The following is a 22,158-nucleotide window of genomic DNA, read 5'->3' on the forward strand; positions in this document are numbered from 1 at the left end:
AAAAGGTCAAAGTTATTATTAGCTTAAATTTTAATAATAATCCCAAAAATACTTTGAAAATGTTGAATTATCTTGTCAATACTATTATTATTAAATATGAATATAACTATAAGTAGTTTTTAAAACTAGATTAGGAAGTGGAATGATGGAAAGAGAAGAAATAATAAAATTAATTGAAGAATTAGCTTTAGAAAAAAATATTAGTTTAGAAGAGATACCTGAAATAGATTTATATATGGATCAAGTTATTCAACTCTTTGAAAATAAATATAATGATTGTAAAAGAAATACAGAAGATAAAATTTTAACTAAGACAATGATAAATAATTATGCTAAAGGAAAACTTCTTATTCCAATAAAGAGTAAAAAATATTCTAAAGAACATTTAATATTAATGAGCTTAATATATAATTTAAAGGGTGGTTTATCTTTAGGTGATATAAAAACTTGCTTAAATCCTATTATTAATCAATATGAAAATGGAGAAGAAATTAATTTAAGGGAAATATACAAAGTTTATTTAGAGCAAAGTAAAGATGATACAGAAAGCTTTAAAAAGGATGTTTTAAATAGAGAATTATCAGTTAAAGACAAAGTTAAAGATGTTAAGAATAAAGAATTTGAAGAAAAGTTTTTATTGTTATGTTCAATGATAAATATGAGCAATATGTATAGAAAAATGGGTGAAAAGCTTATTGATGAATTTTTTGAAAGAGAGGGTAAAGATAAATAAAATGAAAAATTCTAATGATTTAAAAAAACAAATTGATAGTATAGACGGACGTGGATATAAATCATATAAAACTTTAGAAGGAGATTATGATTTTGGAGAATATATTCTTCATATAGACCATGTTCAAGGCGATCCCTTTGCATCACCTTCTAGAATAAGAGTTAGTATGAAGGGAAATGTAAATAAGATACCTTATGATTTATTTAATGAAAGTTATAAAAGGATTGCAGTTCAAGATTTTATTGCTAGAGTTTTTTATCAAAATATAAATAAATTTTGCGAAAGAGTTATGGGTTCTGGAAAAAGTGGCTTGATTAGTATAAGTAGATGTCCACAGGAAATATTAGATAGAACAGGAATAGTTATAAATAAAGAAAAAGTAGAGGCAAGATTTGAAGTTGGATTTCCAGCAAGGGGAAGAAGTGTGTTAGGAAGGGAACTTCAAAAGATACTTTATGATTTTTTACCTAAAATAATAGATAATAGTTTAAAATATGAAAATTTAAATAAAGATAAACTTATAAATAGGGTTAAATTAGTTTGTAATGAAGAATTTATAAGAAAGGAACTTAAAAGGTTAGGATTAGTTGCTTTTGTAGCAAATGGTTCAATTCTTCCAAGAGAAAGTGGAGTGTCAACAAAACCATTAAAAGATGGGAAAAAGTTTATATCACCAAAGGAATTAGAAGTTTCAATTAATTTACCAAATAAGGGATTAATTAAAGGAATGGGAATTAAAAAGGGAATAACTTTAATAGTTGGTGGAGGATACCATGGAAAGTCAACTCTTTTAAATGCTTTAGAACTTGGTGTTTATAATCATATTGAAGGTGATGGAAGAGAATATGTTATAACTGATGAAAGTGCAATGAAAGTTAGAGCTGAAGATGGAAGAAGTATAATTAAAGATGATATATCATTATTTATAAATAATCTTCCAAATGGGAAAGATACAGTAAAATTTACAAGTGAAAATGCAAGTGGAAGCACATCACAGGCAGCAAATATAGTTGAGGCAATTGAATCTAAATCTAACCTTTTACTTATAGATGAGGATACATCAGCAACGAATTTTATGATTAGAGATGATGTTATGCAAAGCTTAGTTTCAAAGGAAGATGAGCCAATAACTCCGTTTATAGAATTAGTTAAAGGTATATATGAAGAAAAAGATATATCAACAATTATAGTTGTAGGAAGTTCAGGAGATTATTTTGATATTGCAGATACTGTTATTCAAATGGATGCCTATGAGCCAAAAGATGTAACAGAAAAAGCAAAGGAATTATCAAAGGGTTTAATTCTTAATAGAATAAAAAATAGAGATATAAAAATTAATATAAATTTTGATAGAAAATTATTAAAGGGTTCAATTCAAAAAGGACCAAAGGGAGTAAAGATTAAAACTCTTGGTATTGATGGACTTAGCATAAATAAGGAAGACATAAATTTAAGAGGAATAGAACAAATAGTTGATAGAGAGCAAGTAACTTCAATAGGAAGTATAATGAAATGGGCAGAAGACAATATAATTAATAATAGTCTTACATTATGTGAAGTTGCAGATAAGGTAGTTGATGAAATAAAGGATAAAGGATTATTATCTATTAGTGGAACTAAAGGTGGAGCAGGTAATTTAGCTATGCCAAGAAAGCAAGAGATAATGGCTTCTTTTAATAGATATAGAAAACTTAGAGTAAAGTAAAAATAAATAAAGCCTTATAATCATAAATGTGCAGATTATAGGGCTTTATATATTATAAAAGGGAGGGAAACTTATGAAAAAGTTAAGTCAAGGATGTACTTTAGATTGCTTTGACTGTTGTAAGTTTAATGTTTTTGTTGAAGATAATAAGGTAATTAAAATAGAGGGAGATAAAAATCATCCCTTTACTAAAGGGTTTATATGTAAAAAAGGGTTAGCACATATTGATAGATTAAATCATAAGAATAGAATTTATAATCCTATGATTAAGGTAAAGGGTAAGTGGATAGAAATTTCTTTTGACGAAGCAATTAATATAATGGCAGAGAAACTTAATTTTTATAAGGAGAAATATTCTTCTAAATCAATACTTTATTATGAGCAATACGGAAATGGTTCAGTTTTAAAAAGTATTGGAGATATATTCTTTAATTTCTTTGGAGGAGTAAGCAAACAAAAGGGTGGACCTTGTTGGAGTGCTGGAATAAAAGCTCAAAAGTATGATTTTGGTGATGTAAGAAGTCATTCACTAGAGGATATGTTAAATAGTAAAAATATTTTTGTGTGGGGAAAAAATCCTGTATTTACAAGTATTCATACTATGCAAATGATAAAAAAGGCTAAGGAGAATGGGAGCAAAATAATAGTTATAGATCCAATTTATACTCAAACAGCTAAATTCTCTGATTTATATATAAGAATAAATCCAGATGGAGATAGTGCATTAGCTTTAGCTATGGGTAAACTAATTATAGAAAATAATTTATGTGATTATGACTATATAAATAATTATGTAGTAGGCTTTGAGGATTATAAAAGATATGTAAAATCACTAAATTTAGATACCCTTATTAAAAAGGCTGGTATATCTAAAGAAGAATTAAAAACATTAGTTAATTTATATACAGAAAAATACTCAACTATTTTATTAGGTTATGGAATGCAAAAATATAAAAATGGTGGAAATACTATTAGAGCAATAGATACTTTAGGTGCCATAACAGGGCAGATTGGATTTAGTGGTGGTGGAGTAAATTATGCAAATAAGGTTTATCCAAGTGTTTTAAATTGTGATCCGTATAATAGTGAAATTTATGGAGACAATAGATTATTTTATGTTAGTGATATAAGCAATTTTATTAATGACTCAATTAATGGAATTACTTATTATAATGATGAAATTTATACTAGAAATAATACTAAAGGAAAAAGTTTAGATATTCCTATAAAAATGGCTGTTATATGTAAAAGTAATTTATTAAATCAACTTCCAAACTTAAATAAACTTGAAGAATACTTTTCAAAAATTGAATTTAAAGTATGCTTTGATATGTTTATGACAGACACAGCAAATAAGTGTGATTTATTTATACCAACTACAAGCACATTAGAAAGTGAAGATTTATTATTTAGTTCAATGACTAATCCTTATATTATTTATAATGAAAAAGCAGTAGAGCCTAAAAATAAATATATGGATGAATATTACTTCTTTAGAGAACTAGCAAAAATAATGAATATAGAAAATTATCCTATAGTTTCAAAGAGGGAGTATTTAGAAAAGATTATAGAACCTCTTAAAGACTACTTTGGAAATATCTCACTAAATAAAATAAAGGAAGAATACTTAACCATCCATAAGCCAGTTCCTTGGGAAGATAAAAAATTTTTAACACCTTCAGGAAAGTTTGAAATATCAATATATGAAGAAGATTTTATTGATTTAAAAGAAAATAAATTTAGGCTATTAACAAATCACAGTAGAGATACTTTGTTTAGTCAGCATATGATGGATAAAGAAGGACTTTCAAAGGCTTATATAAATGAATCTATGGCAAAGGGGTTAGGACTAAGTAATTTAGATATAGTTAAATTAAAATCTAAAAATGGAACAATTAAAGTAGAGCTAAATATAGATAATTCTATTGGAGATAATATTGTAATGATGTATGTTGGCTGGTGGAAAAAGCATGGAAATCCTAATTTTATTACAATATCAGATATTTCAGATATTGGTGGACAAGTAGTTTACAATGAAACTTTTGTAGATATTATTTCAAATTAGGTGACACTTTTCATAATTATTTAATAGTATAGTTAACATTATATAAGATATATAATAACCATGAAAAACAATGCTTTAAAAGGAATATTAATGAAGAGTTAATCATTTTATAATAATGAAATTAAGGTGAGAAACAAAGAAAAAAATCTTTTACTATTGGAGATGGAATAAAAATAATAAGAACTTAAATTATCTTTTAAGAATAGAATATAATAAAAATTTTTTCGGGGGAAATAATGTTAAGTCATCAAAAGTATGTTGTATTATCACTTGAACTTCATTTGTTTTTTGCAAGAATTATGAAAGAGCACTTAATATTTATGAAAGCAGGATTTACACCAAAGAATTCTAAACTTTCAAGAGAAGCAGATGATTATAAATTACATTTTGAGAAACTTTTATTAGATACAGTAAAATTAAGTGATGGAAGGATTAGAAAAGGGTTAGTAAGGTCTGGAGAACTTTTTACTGAATATACTTTAAGCACAGAACGAAAAACACAATATTTTACAGGGATAAAAATAAATGAAAATATAACTAAAATGGAAATGAAATTAGATTATGGGAATGAAGATTGTATTAAGTCAAAGTTAGTAAATACTATAAAACAGCTTAATAAAAGAGCTAAAAGATTAGTTGAAGGTTTGATAGATTTAAAGATTAGGGTTTTAAATGGGGTTTTATCTTGTGAACTTTTTACATCTAATTATCCGTTATTCCTTGAACACATAATAGATGAGGCAAAGTTATATAAATCTTGCATAATAGATTTAGAAAATGAAAGAAATATTGAGGAGAGAAATATTCGGGAATCAGAAATATTTTGGAATCATACTATGATGGAGCATTCATTATTTATAAGAGGAATGCTTGATCCTTCAGAAAATGATTTAATAAAAATTTCTGATAAATTTTCTAAAGAATATGCTAAACTTTTGCAAAAGGGAAATAGTGTGCCATACATTTCAATAGATAATATTACAAGGGAATCTTTAGATGAGACAATGAAACTTAAAAACTTTAAAAAGTCTGGAGTAGAAGGTATAGATAGTTGTAAAATAAGATCTGTTATGTTACCTCTTTTAGCTGATCATGTATTAAGAGAAGCTAATCATTACATTAGACTTCTAAAAAAATACGAATGTGAAGATTAAAATATTAAAAATAGGGCTTAATAAAAGCCCTATTTTTTTCTTTATATTAAATTTTTAAAGATTCAATTAAAAATAATGTTAATAAAGTTATTTAAATTTAAAAGAATATGTTTGCCATAATAACTATAACAGGCAATGTTACAAGAGTTCTTTCAAAGAATAATATTATTAAATCTTTAATGTTAACTGGTATTTTAGAACCAAGTAAAAGTCCTCCAACCTCTGACATATAAATAAGTTGAGTTACTGATAAACAAGCAACTATAAATCTAGTCATTTCATTAGTTATAGTAGTTGCAAGAACAGATGGTATAAACATGTCAGCAAATCCAACGATTAATGTTTGTGAAGCTGCAGCAGCCTCTGGAACTCCAAGTAATTTTAATAATGGAATAAATGGTGTTCCCATTATTTGAAATATTGTAGTGTATTCTGCAATCATAAGAGCGATTCCACCCATAGCCATAACTACAGCTAGTACACCTATCCACATATCTAAAACATTTTTAATTCCTGATATAAAGAATTCTTTTGGATGAGTATTTTTATCAGCTCTTTCAACAGCTTTTTCAACTCCCCAAGAAAATGGAGTATATCCTTCTGGAATTACCTCTAAATCCTTTGATGTTTGTCCATTATAGTACTCATCTTCTTTTCTTGAAAGTGGGGGTATTCTAGGAATTATCATTGCTGCAACTATTCCTGATAAAGTTACTGTTAGATAGAATGGTAAAAACATATGAGCTAGTCCAACTTGAGATATAACAACTAAGCAGAATGTTATTGAAACAGCAGAGAAGGTTGTACCAATTACAGCTGCTTCTCTTTTTGTATAAAAGCCTTGTTCATATTGTTTTGACGTAAGTAATATACCAATACTTCCATCTCCAAGCCATGAGGCAATACAGTCTATTGAAGATCTACCTGGTAAATTAAATATAGGTCTCATAACTTTTGTAAGTAATGATCCTACAAATTCTAATAAACCAAAGTCTAAAAGTAGAGGAAGTAAAAATCCTGCAAATAGGAAAACTGCTATTAGTATTGGTAGTAGGTCATTTAATACTAATCCACCAGTATTTTCTGACCAAATAAATTCAGGTCCTATATTAAAATAGGCACATATAACAAATATCATTCCTATAATTCTAGTAATAAACCATAGAGGTGTTACATTAAACAAATTATTTAAATATTTATTTTCAGTTAAAAATTTTGGTTTAATTGTTTTAATTATAACACTTCCTATAACAGATACAGATATTAGTATTAAAGCCATTAGTTTTAAGAGGTCTGTGTAATTTCCTTCAATGAATTTAGCTAAAAAAGCAATTGGGATAGTTATTTGTCCTTCAATTTTCATTGGAATCATAAATAATAATATTCCAATAAAAGATGGTAAGATAAATTTTAATAACGATTTCGTCTGATACTTATTTGATTTTTTATTCATAAGTAACTCTCCTTTATACAAATTTTATGCATAAAAATTTTATAAATATACAATATATATATATTATAATAACCTATATTATGAAAAAAAGATAGTGCTAAAATAAAAAAAATTAACAAAAAATACATAAAATATATGAGAAAAATCTAGGAATACGTGAGTTTTAAATAAAAAAATTTACAAATAAGTTTAATTTTAAATAGAGTGTATAAGAAATAGAGAAAAATGAGTATATATGCAAAAAATTAAAGATAATACAAGACAAAATGTTAACATCCATTTAAATGAATGAATATGAGTTAAATTGGATATAAATAGAAAATGAACAAAAATTAAAACAAAAGTATAATTTAAAAATATTTAACTTATTTATAAAAAATAATTAGAAATTAGCAGTTTTTATTAATAAGTATACAAAAAAGAACCACTAGATTTAGAAAATTTTCTAAATAGTAGTTCCTTTTATAATTAATTATTATTCAGCTTCCCATTCCATTGATCGTTTAACTGCTTTTTTCCAACCAGCATAGTACTTATCAATTTCTTCCTTAGGAGCCTTTGGTTCAAATCTTTCACTAATAAATTTCATAGCTTTAATTTCTTCTTTATCTTTCCAGAATCCAACTGCAAGACCTGCTAAGTAAGCAGCACCTAATGCTGTTGTTTCTACTATCATTGGTTTTTCAACAGTTGTTCTAATTAAATCTGCTTGGAATTGCATTAAGAAATTATTTCTACTTGCCCCTCCATCAACACATAATGTATTTAAATTACAACCTGTATCTGAAATCATTGCATCTAAAACATCTTTAGTTTGATAAGCAATTGCTTCTAAAGCTGCTCTTATTATGTGATTTCTATTAGATCCTCTTGTTAATCCAAGTATTGCTCCTCTAGCATACATATCCCAATAAGGTGCTCCAAGACCTACAAAAGCAGGAACAACATATACACCACCATTATTTTTAACTTTTTTAGCAAAATATTCTGAATCAGGAGCATCATTTATTAATTTTAATTCATCTCTAAGCCATTGAATAACAGCTCCACCAACAAATATAGATCCTTCTAAAACATACTGAACATTATCTTTGGTACTTGCCCCTATTGTTGTTAGTAATCCTTTTTTACTTTTAACTATTTCATTTCCTGTATTCATTAATAGGAAACAGCCTGTTCCATAAGTATTTTTAGCATCTCCCTTTTCAAAAGCAGTTTGACCAAATAAAGCAGCTTGTTGGTCTCCAGCCATACCTGATACAGGAATTCTAATTCCGCCTTTTCCTCCAAGGTTTGTATATCCATATATTTCTGATGAGCTTTTAACTTCTGGAAGCATATTTCTAGGAATGTTTAATATTTTTAATAATTTTTCGTCCCATTTTAAATCTTTTATATTAAATAACATAGTTCTTGAGGCATTAGTATAATCTGTTACATGAACTTTACCATTTGTAAGTTTCCATACAAGCCATGTATCTACTGTTCCAAATAGTAATTCACCTTTTTCTGCCTTCTCTCTAGCACCCTCAACATTATCAAGAATCCATTTAATTTTTGTACCTGAAAAATAAGCATCTATTATTAATCCTGTATTATCCTTTACGTAGTCTTCTAATCCATCTATTTTTCTTAATTCATCACACATTGAAGCAGTTCTTCTACATTGCCAAACTATTGCATTGTAAATAGGAACTCCAGTTTTCTTATCCCAAACTATTGTAGTTTCTCTTTGGTTTGTAATACCTATTGCTGCAATTTCTTCTTGGCTAATATTACTTTGTGCTATTGCTTCTTGTAGTACACCAAATTGTGATGACCATATTTCCATAGGATTGTGTTCAACCCAGCCTTCTTTTGGATAAATTTGATTAAATTCTTTTTGACTTACTGCAATTATATTTTGTTGTTTATCAAAGATTATTGCTCTTGAACTTGTTGTTCCTTGGTCTAATGCTATTACATATTTTTTCATTCTACTCACCTCTAAATAAAATTTAAAATTAAATTACTTAAAATATGGTTACAAATACAAGTGCTCCAGCAATAGCACCTAATATAGGAGCTACAACAGGAATCCATGCATATTTCCAATCTGCATCTCTTTTTCCTGGTACAGGTAAAATTGCATGAGCTATTCTTGGTCCTAAGTCTCTAGCTGGGTTAATTGCATAACCTGTAGTACCTCCTGAACTTAAGCCTAATGCCCAAATTAATAAACCTACAGCAAGGGTATTTAAACCATTTGCCATTTTAACTGCATTAATTCCTAAAATTCCAAATACTAAAAAGAAAGTTCCTAAGAATTCACTGATAAAATTAAATAAACCATTTCTTATAGCAGGGCCTGTACAAAATACGCCTAGCTTACCATCTTTATCATCAGTTTCTTCAAAGTGATTATAATATTGAATAAATACTAATACTGCACCTAAGAAAGCTCCAATCATTTGAGCTGTTATATACATAGGTACTTGGCTCCAAGGAAAATCTCCAATAGAAGCTAAAGCAAGTGTTAGTGCTGGATTAAAATGAGCACCACTTGTAGCACCAAATATAAAGGCAGGAATAGCAACAGCAAAAGCCCAGCCAGTTGTTATAACCATCCATCCACTATTTGATCCTTTAGTTTTTTTCAAAACAACATTTGCTACAACTCCATCACCTAAATAAATTAGAATCATTGTACCAAACATTTCAGCTAGAAAATTGATCATAAAAATACCTCCATTAAAATTTTATAATTTTAATATTATTTATATAAAATAATTAATATTATTTTTTAATAAGCTAAAGTTACAATAATAAAAATAAAAAAAGCCAAGCAAAAATAATATAAAAATCTTTTATGCTTAACTCTCTAAAACTCTATCACACAAATTATATTTATTTTATTTAATTAAAAATTAGAACATGTTTTGAAAATGTTTACAAAAATAGTATATCACTTTTATGTGAATATGTAAAAATTTTTTAATAAAAATACAAATATATTATTTTAATATGATAAGCTTATATAAGTAATAAATTTATATTAGTCAAATTTAACAATATTAGAAATATATTTTATAATATTAATTATATTATTTATAAAATATATTATGTTAAAATAACTAATGAATAACAAGATTAATTATATAATTTAAATACAAGGGGTTGTAAAAAATGAATATAAGAAACGACATAAAAAATGCTAAAAGAATAGTTATAAAGGTTGGAACATCTACCTTAACTTATGAAAATGGAAATATTAATTTAACAAGAATTGAAGTATTAACTAGAGTTATTTCAGATTTAATGAATTGTGGTAAGGAAGTTGTACTTGTTACATCAGGAGCTATAGGAGTTGGATGTAGTAAATTAAAGTTAGAAGAAAGACCCCAAAGTATTAGAGAAAAACAAGCAGTTGCCTCAATAGGTCAATGTGAGCTTATGCATATATATAGTAAATTTTTTGCAGAGTATAATATTACTGTAGGTCAAGTTTTACTTACAAGGGATGTAGTTGAAGATAATCATATTAGAAATAATGTATGTAATACTTTTAATACATTATTAGATATGGGTGTTCTTCCAATAGTAAATGAAAATGACACAGTAGCTATTGATGAAATTGAGAATATAGTTAGGTTCGGAGATAATGATAACTTATCAGCAATTGTTTCATGGCTTGTATCAGCAGACCTTCTTATAATACTTTCAGATATAGATGGATTTTATGATAAGGATCCAAGAACTAATGAAGATGCAAAACTTATACCAGAAATAGTAGAAATAACAGAGGAATTAGAAAAGGCAGCAGGTGGTGCAGGAACAAACCTTGGAACAGGTGGAATGATTACAAAAATTGAAGCTGCAAAATATGCAAATAATGTAGGTGTAAATGTAGTGCTTGCAAATGGAGAAAATCCTAAAATATTACTAGAAATATTAAATGGTAAAGAAATCGGAACATTATTTACAAAAAATGAAAGGAGAAATTAAAAATGAGTGAATTAATCTCAAAGGGTAAGAAAGCAAAGGAAGCTTCTTATGTTTTAGCAAATCTTAGTACAACTGATAAAGATAAAGCTTTAAGATTAATGGCAGATAAGTTATTAGAAAAGGCTGATGAAATAATAGATGAAAATAAAAAAGATTTAAAGAAAGCTGTAGAAAAGGGAACAAGTAAAGCTATGCTAGATAGATTATCTTTAGATAAATCTAGGATAGAGGGAATGGCAGATGGACTTATGCAGCTTATTAATCTTCAAGATCCAGTTGGAGAAGTAATAGAAATGTGGAATAGACCAAATGGACTTCAAATTGGTAAGAAGAGAGTTCCAATGGGTGTTATAGGAATAATATATGAAGCTAGACCAAATGTTACTTGTGATGCAGCTGGACTTTGTTTAAAGACAGGAAATGCAGTTATATTAAGAGGTGGAAAAGAAGCTATAAATTCAAATATAGCAATAATAAAAGCTCTTAGAGAAGGACTAAAGGAGTCAGGTCTTCCAGAAGATTCAGTAAGTCTTGTTGAAGATACAAGCAGAGAAGTTGCAACAGAGATGATGAGATTAAATGATTATATAGATGTGTTAATTCCAAGGGGAGGAGCTGGGCTTATAAAAGCTGTAGTTCAAAATGCAACAGTTCCTGTAATTGAAACTGGAACAGGAAATTGTCATATATATGTAGATTCAGATTGTGACTTTGAAATGGCAAAAAATATAGTAGTTAATGCAAAGACATCAAGACCAGCAGTATGTAATGCAGCAGAGAGTTTAGTAATTCATAGAGATGTTGCAGAAGAAATTCTTCCTATATTAACTAAAGCTTTAAGAGAAAAGGATGTTCTTTTAAAAGGTGATGAGAGAGCTTGTAGTATAATAAAAGATATGGAAAGAGCAACAGAAGAAGATTTTTATAAAGAATATTTAGATTATATTATGAGTGTAAAAATTGTTGATAGTATAGATGATGCAATTTCACATATTAATAAATATAATACAGGACATTCAGAAGCAATAGTTACAAATAATTATTTTAATTCTCAAAAGTTTCTTCAAAGAATTGATGCAGCAGCAGTTTATGTAAATGCATCAACAAGATTTACAGATGGTGGAGAATTTGGATTTGGAGCAGAAATTGGAATAAGTACACAAAAACTTCATGCAAGAGGGCCTATGGGACTTAAAGAACTTACAACAGTTAAGTATATAATATTTGGAAATGGTCAAATTAGATAATTAAAGATTTTATTGATTTTAAGGATTTTTAAATTAAAAAACTTTGGTATAAATGGAGGGTGCAGCATATGAAGATTTTTATTGAGAATTTTGATGAACTTACAAATGAAATTTTATATAAAATAGTTCAAGAAAGATTTGAGGTTTTTGCTTGTGAACAAAAAATAACCTGTGAAAATGAATTTGATGGTAAGGATAAAGATTGTATACATGTTTATGCAAAGGATGGAGATAAGATAGCAGCTTATCTTAGAATACTTCCTAAAGGAATTGGATATAATGATGCACCGGCAATTGGTAGAGTTATAGTAAGTAAAGATTATAGAAGGCATGGTCTTGGAACAGTCATATTAAAGGAAGCTATAAAATATATTAAGGAAAACTATAATGAAGAAAAAATAAAATTATCATCTCAAGAATATGTTAAAAAGCTTTATGAAAATGTTGGATTTAAGGTAGTCTCAGAACCTTATGATGAAGCTGGAATTCAACATGTAAAGATGGTTTATAATATAAAATAAAAAAAGATCCTCCAAGCGATGAGTATTGGGGGATCTTTTTGAAAAGTAGTATTGAAATAGTAAGTAGGGTCAGTTCTATAAGAAAATAGTAACTGCCGCTTACTATAATTATCTGAATATTCAAATAAATTATACTATAAATTTGATAAAAAATCAATTTATTAATATATACTATGGAATATGGAAAAATATGTTACAATATAATTAAGTAAAATAACAGTATAGGGGGAGAGTGTTTTTATAATTGTTTTCAAAAAAATATAAAATAGTAACATCTTTAATACTGGTTTTAGGAATTGTTTTTATCTTTGCAGTAATTGGATATGAAAAAAATTATTCAAATTCTTCGAAGGTAGAAGCCAAAGGTTTTCAATGGGAGGTTAAGAAAGATAATAAGACTATGTATTTAATAGGAACAATGCATCCTATTAATAATGATTATGAATATTTTAATAAAACAATAAAAGAAATATTGAGAAATACTGATGTACTAGCAGTTGAAATTAATCCTTCAGAAGATGAACTTTTAAAAATTAATGTAGAAGGAACATATAGTGGTGGTAAATCAATTGAGGATGAACTTAATAAAAAACAGATTAAAAATCTTAAATCTATATGTAAAGAAGTTAATTGTGACTATGAAAAGATTAGAGTATTAAAACCATATTTAGTAGTAAATAATTTACAGTCTATTTTATATGAAAGAGCTGGACTAGCTATGGAAACTTTTGATGATATGTTAATTAAAAACTCATTAAAGAAAAATAAGAGGGTAGTTGAATTAGAAACTATAGGTTTTCAAGTGAATCTTCTAAATAAAGTTAATGGAATAGATGCTTTAAAGGTAAATTTAGATCTTCATAAAGATGGAAAGTTCATTGAAAATGGAAAAGATATAATTAATTATTCCAAAGAGTTAATGAATGGGTATTCTAAAGGGGATAGTAAGGTTATGGAAGAAGCAATAAAATTTCAAAAGCAAAATAAGAAAGAATATAACCTTATGATAAAAGATAGAAATATAAATATGGTAAAAAAGATGGAAGGATTTTTTAATGAAAATGGAGTATATGCAATAGCTGTTGGATCTTTACATTTTTTTGGTGAGGATGGAATAGTAAATATAATGAAAAACAAAGGTTATGAGGTTACGAGGATAGAGTAAATAAGTCATTTATAAAATAAATTTTTAAATAAAAAGCCACAAGTTTTACTTGTGGCTTTTAGATAGCTATTTTATAAATTGGGTAATGTTAATTTTTATTGGGTTGTATAAATATTTAAAAGTTTTCGGGTTAATTTAAAAACGATTTATTTTATTTTCTTTAAGTTTATTTGATCTGGATATTTCCATTTAGCAATTTCTTCATCTGAAATATAGTCAGGTTCTTTTAATCCATTAAGCATTAATGTTCCATAATATATTTCTGCAACTTCTTCAACATATATAGCTTTTAATAATGCTTCATGAATATCTTCTTTATCAACAGCAAGTACACCATGTTTAGACATTAAACAAACATCAGATATTTTCATTGGTTCAACTATGCTTTTAGCAAGTTCAATAGTTCCAGGTCTACCATATGGAGCTACAGGAACTTTTCCACCATAACTTAATACTTCATATATAACTGGTTTAATTTCTTTTTCTAAAACAGCAAACATTGTTGCAAATTTTGAATGAGTATGAACTATGCTATGTACATCTTCTCGTGTTTTATAAACTTCTAAGTGCATTAATAATTCACTTGTTGGTTTTAATCCAGTTTCAGCTTCAATTAAATTTGCATCTAAATCTACTACACAAACATCTTTGTATGTAAGTTTTTCTCTATCAATACCAGATGGAGTTACAACTACATAGCCAGTTTCTTTATCTCTAATACTAAAGTTACCTGCCTTATGTTTGCAAAGTCCTATATCTTGAGCTTTTTTAGCTACTTCAACCACTGATTTTTTTAAATCTTCTAACATAATATTATCTCCTTATCTATATTAAGATCTTTGATATTAAACATCATCATATAATAATGATACGGTATTGTTTTTTTATTATTTTGCCATTTCCTCATCTAATTTAGCATTTCTTTTCTTCATATATTTTGCATAATATACAAAACATAAGATCCATAAGCCTAAGAATACTATTCCAATAAATTCTCCATTTATTGCGTTCATAGCTTGAGCTAATGACCATCTAAATGTTGGAGCTTCGATTCCAAACCAGCTTAATAATTGTCCTGCTGGTACATCTATAGTTCCAACTTGTTTAGCTAATTCTGTAAACATTGTGCTGAAATTAGAAGCACATAGTAGATATATTGGAGTAACTACTGTACCTAAAATTAGCATTCTAAATAAGTTTCCTCCTGTAATTATAAGAGTTGGAACAACCATACCTATATTTATAATAGCTCCAAGTGGTAATACATTATTTACTCCAGCTTTTGATAAAAGTATTGAAAGTAATAATTCAATTGGAACTAAAAGTATTGCTGCAACCCATACTTCTGATAATCCTGCCATGAAAGGCCAATCTAATCCGATGTAGAATTCTCTACCTTTAAATTTGTTTTTCATAAAGCTACTTACAGCATCTGCAATTGGAGCAAGTGCTTGCATAAATAATTTAGCAACCATAGGGAAAAGAACCAATGATGTTGAAACTTGAATAGCTACAGTTAAGATTTTACTTAGATCATATCCAGCAAAGGCAGCAATTAATGCACCAACTAAAAATCCCATAACTGAGTTTTCGCCAAATATTCCAATTTTCTTTTTTAATATTTTAGCATCTAGCTTTATATTATTAATTCCAGGAATAAAATCTAAAATTCTATTTAATGGAGCTAATATAACACATTGTAAAGTCATCATATGAGGACATGTTACACCTGGTATATTAGTTAATTTATTAATTTGTTTTGCAGTTAAGTCTGCATTTTTAAGTTCTAGTACTACTTGAATTGAAGCTGCAATAAGTCCTAAAGGAATGCTACCTGTAACTGCAGTTACAATTGTTGCAGTTAAAATTTTTCCCCAAACATTCCAAAGGTCAACATTTAGAGTACTTGTCCATCCAAAACCTAACATAACTAGGTTAATAACTATTTGAATTGGAAAAACTGCTAATGCATAAGGCCAAGCCCAAGCTATTGCTGACATTGGGGCCCAACCGACATCTATTGCATTTAAGTGAATTCCAGTATTATTAACAAAAGCAGATGCAGCTGGACTTATTGATTTAAACATGAAATCAAGTATTACGCTCATTCCAGTAAAGGCAATTCCTAAAGTTAATCCTGCAGTAATAGCTTTTTTGACTTTCATTTTCATGAATAATCCAAGTATTATCATTATTAAAGGCAAAAATACAGCTGGACCTAGGCCTAATATATAATCTAATATTGCTTTCACAATAATTCCTCCCTTAATTTTCAAAAATTAATTTAGCTATTTAAATAGCTTTATATTTATAATTTATTGTTGTATAATCTAATTGTAATTTAATTTATTTAAACCTTGATGCTTTATGCGGATAGGTCTTTTTTTTATGCATTTATGAACTGTTTTAATTTTTCAAATTCTTCATCCATTCCCATTCCAGTTAAGAATGCTAGTCCGTTTATAGTTGGTTTATCAATATCTAATGCACCAGCTGAAACTATTGAAACATAAATATCACATTGATCTATTATACTTTCTAATGATTTAATATCTACAGCCTCAACTACTGCTGGTAAACCTTCTTCTTCAATCATATTTGAAATTTTTGATGCAACTGTTTGTGATGTTGCAACTCCTGATCCACATGCTACATAAATTCTTTTTGTTTTTGCCATTTTTAATTCCTCCTTAAATTTTATTGGATTTAATGATTTTAATTTTGGTTAATAAGTTCTGATAGATTTTTATATATCTCATCAAGATCATTGCTAGTGTTTAATATTTCTAGTCGTTCTTTTTGAGAGAATATTCCCATTAAATTGCTTAATGTATTTACTTGGGCTTTAGGATCGTGAATAACTAACATAAATACTAATTTAACGTTTACATCATTCTCGCCAGTTCCCATTTCTTTAAATACAACTGGATTTTTTAATCTTGCAAAAAATATTGCACCTTTTTTAACATGAATTGAATCTGTATGAGGTATAGCTATTTCAATATCATTAGCTTTTAACCCGGTTGGATAAATCCCTTCTCTTTTAATTAAGTTTTCATAGAATGTATCTTTTACATATCCTTTTTCCTCTAAGATACCTGCCATGTGTCTTAAAACTTCTTCTTTTGAATTTGCCTCATAATCTAATAGGATTAAATCTTTTGTGAAAAGATTATTGTTTCCTGTCATGATTACACCTCCTATTTTATGTCTATGCCTATATATAGAGCAAGTATCGTGCCAAAATAGTGCATATTAGTTAAAGTAGCTATTTTATTAGATTCTTAAAATTCATTATGCACTAATTAAATTTTGATAATAAATAGTGCATAAGTATTAAAAAAATTAGATTTATATATTGGTTGAAATGTTAATAATAGTATGATAATTTGTAATTAATAGAAATTATTGTTATGAAGGAGTGAACTTTATGAAAGCAAAAATTTGGTTTTCTTTAGTAGTTGTTTGTGCAATTTTACTTACTATATCTTTTGCAACTAGCAATATTACAATTGCGGCTATAAGTTTAGCATTTGCTTTATATTTACAAAGAATGAAATCAAAAGTAGAATTCCCAAAGAATTTTATTAATATGAAAATTATAAGTTTTAAAAATTCTAATAAATAAAAAGGAGGTTTAACATGTCTCAAAAAGATCTCATCTTAGACTTCATTAAGGAAAATACTACAAAAGATCATTTGATTGAGAACTATTTGAATTCAAGAGATATGGGCGTTAGTGCAAAGTCTATTGAAGAGGTATTCAATATTGTGCGCAATAATAGTAGTACTATTCTTAATAACTTATATAAAGAAGGATATTTAATAAAAATAGCTAGTAGACCAGTTACCTTTTTACATAAAGATAACGTTTTAAGTTTTAATTTATCAAAAAATACATATACGTTAGGAGAATTTGAAAAAATTATTTCTAATTTAAAAAAAGAAGTGAAGGTAGACCCTTTTAGTAAGCTTATAGGATATAATGGATCACTTCAAAGTCAAATATTAAAGGCAAAAGCTGCTATATTGTATCCTCCAAATGGACTAAATACATTAATTTTAGGAGAGAGTGGGGTAGGTAAAACCACTTTTGCTCAAAGAATGTATGAATTTGCAAAATTAAACAAAAATTCAATTAAAGAAATTCCGTTTATTTCTTTTAACTGTTCAGATTATTTTAATAATCCACATTTGCTTTTATCTCAACTTTTTGGACATGTTAAAGGGGCATTTACTGGAGCTGATTCTGATAAAGAAGGTTTAGTTGAGAAAGCAGATGGAGGAATTTTATTTTTAGATGAAATACATAGATTGCCTCCTGATGGTCAGGAAATGCTTTTTTATTTAATTGATACTGGAGAATTTAATAGACTTGGAGAAACATCAAAAAATAGAAAAAGTAATGTAATTATAATAGCTGCAACAACAGAGAATCCAGATGATGTTCTTTTAAACACATTTTCAAGAAGAATTCCCGTAAGCATTAAATTACCTTCTTTTTGCGAAAGAGATTTAAATGAAAGAATGGCAGTTGTTCAAGATTTGTTTTTAGAAGAAGCATTAAACCTTAACAAAAAGATTATTGTTTCAGCAGAACTTTTAAAGGCAATTTGTCTTTATGATTTTAGAAAGGGAAATTTAGGACAACTATATTCAGAAGTTAAGTTAATATGTGCTAAAGGCTTTTTAAATTATGTAAAAAATGAAAGTGATAATATATATTTAAACTATGATATGCTTAATAAAGATATTATATATAATTATTCTTTAATGGATGATATTTCTAAAAATTTCTTTTCTTTTAAAAATAGTCAAGTTATTTTAGATCCTAAGAATACATCGAAAGATCATTATTCAATTTCAAATACTTTTGATGGTAACATTTATGATTTAATATATAATAAAACAACATCTTTAAAAGATTTAGGATTTAAAGATGAGGAGATAACAAAAGAAATAACGGATATTATAAATATACATTATGATACACTTTTAAATAAATTAGAGGATAAAGATATAAATATTGAGCAACTATACAAGATAATAAAAAAGGATATTGTAGACTTTTCTTCTAAGGTTATAAATTATGCATCTATGGAGTTACAAAATATTTTTACTAACCAATTTATATTAATATTGTCTCTTCATATAAAGTCTTTATTAAAGAGATTACATGATGGTAATTATACAAAGAAATTAGATTTAACAACAATTGAAAAAAAATATCCCAATGAATATTTAGTATCAAAATATTTCTTAAGAGAATTAAATTCATACTTCAATGTTAATGCACCTGAAGATGAAATAGGATTTTTAACATTACTTTTAGCTAATAATCAAGTTAAATTTGAAAGTGGAGCAATAGGTATACTTGTAATGTGCCATGGGGATAGTACAGCAAGTAGTATGAGTAAAGTAGCAAATAACCTATTAAAATCATCTTTAGTTAGGGCAATAGATATGCCTTTAAATGCAAAGGTAGATGATATTTATAAAAGGGCTCTTTCAATAATTAGAGCTATGGACCCAGAGGAAGGTGTCTTATTACTTACTGATATGGGATCATTAACAGAGATAGGAGATAAAATATCTATTGAAAGCAATATAAAAATAAAAACTATAACAAATGTTACTACTTTAACTGTTTTAGAAGCTTTAAGGCAAGTGCTTTTAGGAACATATTCAATAGATGAAATATACTATAATTTAAAGGATTCATTTGGTAATTCAATTAATGAAGAATATAAGAAGAATGCTATTTTAACTTTATGTACTACAGGTCAAGGGTCTAGCCTTATAGCTAAAAATATGATTAATGAAATTATAAAAGATAGTAATTTAGGTGATATTGAGATTATAGCTTTAGAATATGATGAACATTTATCAAAAATATCAGAATTAACAGATTCATATAGAGTTCTAGCTTGTATCGGAAATTTTAGACCAAAGGTTGATATACCTTACTTTCCAATACATAAATTGTTTAGTAAAAGTTTTTCAAAGCAGTTTACTGATTTTATAGAAAATAAAATTAAAAATGAAAAGAATAATAAAAGTTCTAATGATGATGTAAACTATGATAATCCATATGATGCTGCAACTAAAATATTAATAAAATATATAAAATTTTTAAATCCATATTTTGTTGTAAAATCAATAAAAAAATTTGTTATTGAATTAAATGATTCAAGAGTAAATGATGAAAATTTAGTTGATTTAATATTACATATTGGATGTATGTTAGATAGATGCATTCAAGGAAATTATGCAAAATTTGATAGGATAGAAGAATTTAAAGTAATATTTTCTAATGATTTTAATAAAGTTAAAAGTTGTATATCAATATTAGAAAAAGAATTTAATATGGAAATTACAGAAGATGAAATATGTTATATAGTAAAGGTATTAAATAGAGATTAAAAAGTGGCTTAGCCACTTTTTTTAATACAAAAAAATAAGTTATAATTTATAAGAAAGATAGGTTTAAAGAGAGGAAATATTATGGGAAGAGAATCTTATACGTTAATAACTGGAGGTACAAAAGGAATAGGTTTAGAACTTGCAAAACTATTTGCAAAGGATAAAAATAATTTATTATTAGTTGCAAGAAATGAATTAGAATTAATTAAAGTTAAGGAATTATTAGAAAAAGAATTTAATATATGTGTAAAAGTTTTAGGATTAGACCTTAGTGTGGATAATTCATGTGAAAAACTTTTTGAATTTGTGGATGAAAAAAATATAGTTGTGGATAATTTAATTAATAATGCAGGTGTGGGTAGCTTTGGGTATTTTGATAATATTAGTGAGGAAAAGGATATTAATCTTATAGAAATTAATATTGTAGCTTTAACAAAACTTATTAAATATTTTCTTCCTAAAATGAAGGAGAGAAAACAAGGTGGAATACTTAATGTAGCTTCAACAGCAGCTTTTGTTGGTGGTCCTAAAATGAGTACATATTATTCTTCAAAGGCATATGTATTAACTTTATCAGAAGCTCTTTATGAAGAAGGAAAAAATTTTGGCGTTAATGTATGTTGCCTTTGCCCTGGACCTGTAAAAACATCATTTCAAGAAAATGCAGGTATAGTTAAATCTGAAAAAGCAAAAAAATATTTAATGGATGCAGATTTTGTTGCAAGAGAAGGCTATGAGGGCTTTAAAAGAGGAAAAGCAATTATAATACCTGGATTTAAAAATAAAGTAATGGTAATTGGTACAAAGTTTTTACCTAGAGGTATAATAAGAAAAATAATATTTAGCACAAATAAATAGGAGGAGAGAAATGGGGATTTTTGATGGATATATATTAGTTTCAGATATGGATGGAACTTTGTTAAATGATGAAAGAAAAATATCAGAGGAAGATAAAAAGTCTATAAAATACTTTATAGATAATGGTGGATTATTTACTATAGCAACAGGAAGAATGTTACCTGCTGCAAGTAGATTTGCAAGGGAACTTAATTTAAGTTTACCTATAATTTTATATAATGGAAGTAAGGTTTATGATTATTCCACAGAAATTGTTGTTAAGGAACACTTTTTAGAGGAAGAGAGAAAAGCTGTGATACATAAATTACTAGAAGAAAAGGCTGATATAGGAATAGAACTTTACTGCGAAGAGAATATTTATATATTTAAATCTTGTAAATATACAAGTAGATTAAAAGGCCTTGGTTATAATGTGATTTTTGATATAGATGAGAGTGTTTGGAATAAAAAGTGGACTAAAATTTTAATACTTGGGGAAAAGGAAGTTATTGATAACTTAGAAGAAGGTTTTGAAAATAAATATGATAGTGAGATTCCTATAAGAAGTGGAGAAAAATTTCTTGAAGTTGTGCCTAAATATACTTCAAAGGGAAAAGCTCTTATGGAATTAGTTGAAGCTTATAATTTAAGAGATTTTAAGATTGTAACTGTTGGAGATAATATGAATGATAAAGAGCTTATAGAAAATGCTACCTATGGATTTGTAGTTAAAAATGGTAATGAAAAACTTTTGAATAATGCAAAATATATAGCTCCAAGTAATAATGAAAATCCTATTACTTATATTGTTAATTGGATAAAAGAAAATAGAAATTCTATTTAAAAATATAAAAAGAGACTGCTAATAAAA

The 22,158-nt window shown here is 27.0% G+C and carries 19 protein-coding genes; 12 read left to right on the forward strand and 7 right to left on the reverse strand.

What is annotated here, in order from left to right:
- Positions 1–145: 145 nt before the first annotated feature.
- The 4 genes from J2Z53_RS08740 (at position 146) to J2Z53_RS08755 (ending at position 5,657) form a co-directional block, all read left to right on the forward strand.
- Complete coding sequence (locus J2Z53_RS08740; RefSeq protein WP_209797113.1) at positions 146–733, forward strand: DUF1836 domain-containing protein; 588 nt, start codon at positions 146–148, stop codon at positions 731–733.
- A 1-nt stretch (position 734) separates the two neighbouring features.
- Positions 735–2,438: an ABC-ATPase domain-containing protein gene (locus J2Z53_RS08745; RefSeq protein ID WP_209797226.1), complete on the forward strand. Its 1,704-nt coding sequence runs from the start codon at positions 735–737 to the stop codon at positions 2,436–2,438.
- A 73-nt stretch (positions 2,439–2,511) separates the two neighbouring features.
- Positions 2,512–4,503: a molybdopterin-dependent oxidoreductase gene (locus J2Z53_RS08750; protein ID WP_209797114.1), complete on the forward strand. Its 1,992-nt coding sequence runs from the start codon at positions 2,512–2,514 to the stop codon at positions 4,501–4,503.
- 236 nt (positions 4,504–4,739) lie between these two features.
- Positions 4,740–5,657 (forward strand): DUF2935 domain-containing protein, encoded by a 918-nt coding sequence (locus tag J2Z53_RS08755; protein ID WP_209797115.1) that lies wholly within the window; start codon positions 4,740–4,742, stop codon positions 5,655–5,657.
- A gap of 97 nt (positions 5,658–5,754) precedes the next feature.
- On the opposite strand, the gene J2Z53_RS08760 is transcribed toward J2Z53_RS08755, so the two are convergent.
- From J2Z53_RS08760 to J2Z53_RS08770, 3 genes are all read right to left on the reverse strand, one after another.
- Positions 5,755–7,110, reverse strand: coding sequence for a YjiH family protein (locus J2Z53_RS08760; protein WP_209797116.1), 1,356 nt, complete (start codon positions 7,108–7,110; stop codon positions 5,755–5,757).
- A 475-nt stretch (positions 7,111–7,585) separates the two neighbouring features.
- The gene (gene glpK / locus J2Z53_RS08765) at positions 7,586–9,085 is read right to left on the reverse strand and encodes a glycerol kinase GlpK (protein WP_209797117.1); all 1,500 of its coding nucleotides are present in this window, start codon (positions 9,083–9,085) and stop codon (positions 7,586–7,588) included.
- A gap of 37 nt (positions 9,086–9,122) precedes the next feature.
- The gene (locus J2Z53_RS08770) at positions 9,123–9,827 is read right to left on the reverse strand and encodes an MIP/aquaporin family protein (protein WP_209797118.1); all 705 of its coding nucleotides are present in this window, start codon (positions 9,825–9,827) and stop codon (positions 9,123–9,125) included.
- 448 nt (positions 9,828–10,275) lie between these two features.
- Between J2Z53_RS08770 and proB the strand changes: the two genes are divergently transcribed.
- From proB to J2Z53_RS08790, 4 genes are all read left to right on the forward strand, one after another.
- Complete coding sequence (proB, locus tag J2Z53_RS08775; protein WP_209797119.1) at positions 10,276–11,094, forward strand: glutamate 5-kinase; 819 nt, start codon at positions 10,276–10,278, stop codon at positions 11,092–11,094.
- Positions 11,095–11,096: 2 nt separating this feature from the next.
- A complete protein-coding gene (locus tag J2Z53_RS08780; protein WP_209797120.1) occupies positions 11,097–12,341 on the forward strand; it encodes a glutamate-5-semialdehyde dehydrogenase in 1,245 nt (414 codons plus the stop codon).
- Positions 12,342–12,409: 68 nt separating this feature from the next.
- A complete protein-coding gene (locus tag J2Z53_RS08785; RefSeq protein ID WP_209797121.1) occupies positions 12,410–12,862 on the forward strand; it encodes a GNAT family N-acetyltransferase in 453 nt (150 codons plus the stop codon).
- A gap of 244 nt (positions 12,863–13,106) precedes the next feature.
- Positions 13,107–14,027 carry a TraB/GumN family protein gene (locus tag J2Z53_RS08790; protein WP_209797122.1) on the forward strand — a complete coding sequence of 307 codons (921 nt, stop codon included), beginning with the start codon at positions 13,107–13,109 and terminating at the stop codon, positions 14,025–14,027.
- 146 nt (positions 14,028–14,173) lie between these two features.
- On the opposite strand, the gene J2Z53_RS08795 is transcribed toward J2Z53_RS08790, so the two are convergent.
- The 4 genes from J2Z53_RS08795 to J2Z53_RS08810 all read right to left on the reverse strand — a co-directional run bounded on the left by J2Z53_RS08795 (position 14,174) and on the right by J2Z53_RS08810 (position 17,216).
- Positions 14,174–14,836, reverse strand: coding sequence for a class II aldolase/adducin family protein (locus tag J2Z53_RS08795; protein WP_209797123.1), 663 nt, complete (start codon positions 14,834–14,836; stop codon positions 14,174–14,176).
- Between the two features lie 78 nt (positions 14,837–14,914).
- The gene (locus J2Z53_RS08800) at positions 14,915–16,279 is read right to left on the reverse strand and encodes a PTS galactitol transporter subunit IIC (protein WP_209797124.1); all 1,365 of its coding nucleotides are present in this window, start codon (positions 16,277–16,279) and stop codon (positions 14,915–14,917) included.
- Between the two features lie 134 nt (positions 16,280–16,413).
- The gene (locus tag J2Z53_RS08805; RefSeq protein WP_209797125.1) at positions 16,414–16,704 is read right to left on the reverse strand and encodes a PTS sugar transporter subunit IIB; all 291 of its coding nucleotides are present in this window, start codon (positions 16,702–16,704) and stop codon (positions 16,414–16,416) included.
- A gap of 38 nt (positions 16,705–16,742) precedes the next feature.
- Positions 16,743–17,216, reverse strand: a complete 474-nt coding sequence (locus tag J2Z53_RS08810; protein WP_209797126.1) for a PTS sugar transporter subunit IIA — start codon at positions 17,214–17,216, stop codon at positions 16,743–16,745.
- A 241-nt stretch (positions 17,217–17,457) separates the two neighbouring features.
- On the opposite strand from J2Z53_RS08810, the gene J2Z53_RS08815 reads away from it, so the two are divergent.
- The 4 genes from J2Z53_RS08815 (at position 17,458) to J2Z53_RS08830 (ending at position 22,131) form a co-directional block, all read left to right on the forward strand.
- Positions 17,458–17,655 (forward strand): hypothetical protein, encoded by a 198-nt coding sequence (locus J2Z53_RS08815; RefSeq protein WP_209797127.1) that lies wholly within the window; start codon positions 17,458–17,460, stop codon positions 17,653–17,655.
- 14 nt (positions 17,656–17,669) lie between these two features.
- Positions 17,670–20,450 (forward strand): sigma 54-interacting transcriptional regulator, encoded by a 2,781-nt coding sequence (locus J2Z53_RS08820; RefSeq protein WP_209797128.1) that lies wholly within the window; start codon positions 17,670–17,672, stop codon positions 20,448–20,450.
- An 81-nt stretch (positions 20,451–20,531) separates the two neighbouring features.
- A complete protein-coding gene (locus tag J2Z53_RS08825) occupies positions 20,532–21,308 on the forward strand; it encodes an SDR family NAD(P)-dependent oxidoreductase (protein WP_209797129.1) in 777 nt (258 codons plus the stop codon).
- A gap of 10 nt (positions 21,309–21,318) precedes the next feature.
- A complete protein-coding gene (locus J2Z53_RS08830; protein WP_209797130.1) occupies positions 21,319–22,131 on the forward strand; it encodes an HAD family hydrolase in 813 nt (270 codons plus the stop codon).
- Positions 22,132–22,158: the final 27 nt, after the last annotated feature.

Origin of the sequence: Clostridium moniliforme, from assembly GCF_017873235.1 — a bacterium.
Taxonomy (GTDB): Bacteria; Bacillota; Clostridia; order Clostridiales; family Clostridiaceae; genus Clostridium; species Clostridium moniliforme.

What these genes read in the sequence shown, in the direction of transcription:
- J2Z53_RS08830 (WP_209797130.1), top strand. Translation starts at nt 21,319, where the DNA reads ATGGGGATTTTTGATGGATATATATTAGTTTCAGATATGGATGGAACT.
- J2Z53_RS08785 (WP_209797121.1), top strand. Translation starts at nt 12,410, where the DNA reads ATGAAGATTTTTATTGAGAATTTTGATGAACTTACAAATGAAATTTTA.
- J2Z53_RS08810 (WP_209797126.1), bottom strand. Translation starts at nt 17,216, where the DNA reads ATGACAGGAAACAATAATCTTTTCACAAAAGATTTAATCCTATTAGAT.
- J2Z53_RS08815 (WP_209797127.1), top strand. Translation starts at nt 17,458, where the DNA reads ATGAAAGCAAAAATTTGGTTTTCTTTAGTAGTTGTTTGTGCAATTTTA.
- J2Z53_RS08820 (WP_209797128.1), top strand. Translation starts at nt 17,670, where the DNA reads ATGTCTCAAAAAGATCTCATCTTAGACTTCATTAAGGAAAATACTACA.
- J2Z53_RS08805 (WP_209797125.1), bottom strand. Translation starts at nt 16,704, where the DNA reads ATGGCAAAAACAAAAAGAATTTATGTAGCATGTGGATCAGGAGTTGCA.
- J2Z53_RS08745 (WP_209797226.1), top strand. Translation starts at nt 735, where the DNA reads ATGAAAAATTCTAATGATTTAAAAAAACAAATTGATAGTATAGACGGA.
- glpK (WP_209797117.1), bottom strand. Translation starts at nt 9,085, where the DNA reads ATGAAAAAATATGTAATAGCATTAGACCAAGGAACAACAAGTTCAAGA.
- J2Z53_RS08825 (WP_209797129.1), top strand. Translation starts at nt 20,532, where the DNA reads ATGGGAAGAGAATCTTATACGTTAATAACTGGAGGTACAAAAGGAATA.
- J2Z53_RS08760 (WP_209797116.1), bottom strand. Translation starts at nt 7,110, where the DNA reads ATGAATAAAAAATCAAATAAGTATCAGACGAAATCGTTATTAAAATTT.
- J2Z53_RS08780 (WP_209797120.1), top strand. Translation starts at nt 11,097, where the DNA reads ATGAGTGAATTAATCTCAAAGGGTAAGAAAGCAAAGGAAGCTTCTTAT.
- J2Z53_RS08740 (WP_209797113.1), top strand. Translation starts at nt 146, where the DNA reads ATGGAAAGAGAAGAAATAATAAAATTAATTGAAGAATTAGCTTTAGAA.
- J2Z53_RS08750 (WP_209797114.1), top strand. Translation starts at nt 2,512, where the DNA reads ATGAAAAAGTTAAGTCAAGGATGTACTTTAGATTGCTTTGACTGTTGT.
- J2Z53_RS08795 (WP_209797123.1), bottom strand. Translation starts at nt 14,836, where the DNA reads ATGTTAGAAGATTTAAAAAAATCAGTGGTTGAAGTAGCTAAAAAAGCT.
- J2Z53_RS08755 (WP_209797115.1), top strand. Translation starts at nt 4,740, where the DNA reads ATGTTAAGTCATCAAAAGTATGTTGTATTATCACTTGAACTTCATTTG.
- proB (WP_209797119.1), top strand. Translation starts at nt 10,276, where the DNA reads ATGAATATAAGAAACGACATAAAAAATGCTAAAAGAATAGTTATAAAG.
- J2Z53_RS08770 (WP_209797118.1), bottom strand. Translation starts at nt 9,827, where the DNA reads ATGATCAATTTTCTAGCTGAAATGTTTGGTACAATGATTCTAATTTAT.